Origin of the sequence: Desulforhopalus vacuolatus (assembly GCF_016918505.1) — a bacterium.
In the GTDB taxonomy this organism is placed as follows: domain Bacteria; phylum Desulfobacterota; class Desulfobulbia; order Desulfobulbales; family Desulfocapsaceae; genus Desulforhopalus; species Desulforhopalus vacuolatus.
Genome location: NZ_JAFFPZ010000080.1, coordinates 1 through 1,748 on the forward strand (window position 1 = coordinate 1; position 1,748 = coordinate 1,748).

The 1,748-nt window shown below is 48.0% G+C and carries 1 protein-coding gene; it reads left to right on the plus strand.

Annotated features, from left to right (window positions below; translation table 11 throughout):
• Positions 1-8 precede the first annotated feature (8 nt).
• Positions 9-1,724 (plus strand): IS1634 family transposase, encoded by a 1,716-nt coding sequence (locus JWG39_RS15945; RefSeq protein WP_205220429.1) that lies wholly within the window; start codon positions 9-11, stop codon positions 1,722-1,724.
• Positions 1,725-1,748 lie beyond the last annotated feature (24 nt).

Here is a 1,748-nt window from a genome sequence, read left to right on the forward strand (position 1 = left end):
ATATACTCATGTCTAAACCATTAACAGGAAAAACTCACGTCGGCGAACGGCGTGAAAAGCGTCCCAATGGCGATATTTATGTCTATGAACGGATTACGGCCTACAACGAGAAGACCAGAAAGACCTATACTGTCAGTCAGAAGCTCAAGGGGAAAATCAAGTCTGGAACTCAAGAAATTGTGCCGACTCGTCCGAAAAAAAGTAAGGGCGAAGGAGGTGTTGCCAATGCAACACGTCGGCATACCGGTCTCACGGACATTCTGAAATGGGTTGGCAAGCTTTCCGGTATTGATGATGATGTACGTGCTTCATTCAGCGAGGGTGATGCAGCGAAGATGCTTTCTATTGCACGCTACTGGATCGGTTCCGGTGGCAACACACTACCGCGCCTTGAGAGCTGGCAAGTGATGCACCCTCTTCCATATCGTGAAGCGATCACTGAAGACGTTTATGGCAATTTGTTTAAGGATGTTGGTCGTAATGAAGAAGGCGTTCAACGCTATTTTTCAGCTCGGGCGGCCCGCCTGGGAGAGTCTCCTGTGCTGGCGTTTGACTCAACCACCATCTCGACCTACTCTGAAAATCAGTCGGAGGCACGGCGGGGATTCAACAAGGATGGCGACGGACTCAACACGATCAAGCTTTTGACCTTATATTCCGTGAAGGCTCGAGAACCGATGGCCTTCGCTAAACAACCCGGTAATATTCCAGATGTCATATCCATTGAAAACACTCTGTCGCAACTCAAGTGTCTCAACCTGGAAAAGCCTCTAATCGTCACTGATAACGGTTACTACAGCCAAAAGAACATGATGGCATTCGCTTTGCGTAATGTTAAGTTTCTAACCTTGGTTAACCCGAATATTGTCTGGGTCCGTGAGACAGTTGATGCGCTCCGTGCAACAATTGCGGGTATGTCCAGCACTTGTCCGTTCGACCCGTCCATCTGCGGAGCGACCTTACTTAGAATACACCCGTTCAGCCGGGTGCGCCAGCGATCACGCAACGGTAAAGTCGCCGGTGAAAAAGAAACAATCTCGCGCCGTCTGTATGTGCATGTTTACTATTCTCCCGACAACGAAGCCAAGAAAGAACTCGCCTTTCGTAAGGATCTGCTTGAGCTGAAGGCCCAAATAGAAGGAGGAGAAACCGAGTTCACAAAATCAGCGCAAAAGAAAATAGACAAGTATTTGGTCTGTTCCAGAAAGGGGCGTGGGGGTCAGCTGAAGGTAGGATTCAATGACGAAGCCATTGTCGAAGCTAAGAAGTACTTCGGCTATTTCGCCCTCGTCAGCAATCAGACCATGGACACATTTACCGCACTTGAAAACTATCGGTTGCGAGAAAAGATCGAAGAACTCTTTGCCGTGCAAAAGGGAAAACTCGACGGTGCGCGACCTCGCACATGGTACCCAGACAACCTGCGTGGAAGACAGTTCACACAATTTATCTCGCTGGGCTATCATTGTTTTTTGACGAAAAAAATAAAGCAAGTGCAAGCCAAGCTTGAAACGAAAGAACTCGGAAAAACCAAATCACTCATCAAGCTCGAAAAGAAACTGGCAAACTGGCTTAAACAACGCTCTCTCGCACAGATTCTGGATTGGTTCGACTGCATTGAAACCACAAAGGTACAGACTGTGATGGGCAACTATCGATGGTCCACTGAATCAGTGGCTAGAGACAGACTGTTTTTGAACTACTTGGGGGTAGACACCAAGTAGTGTACGCTTTATCCGACTTTCAGG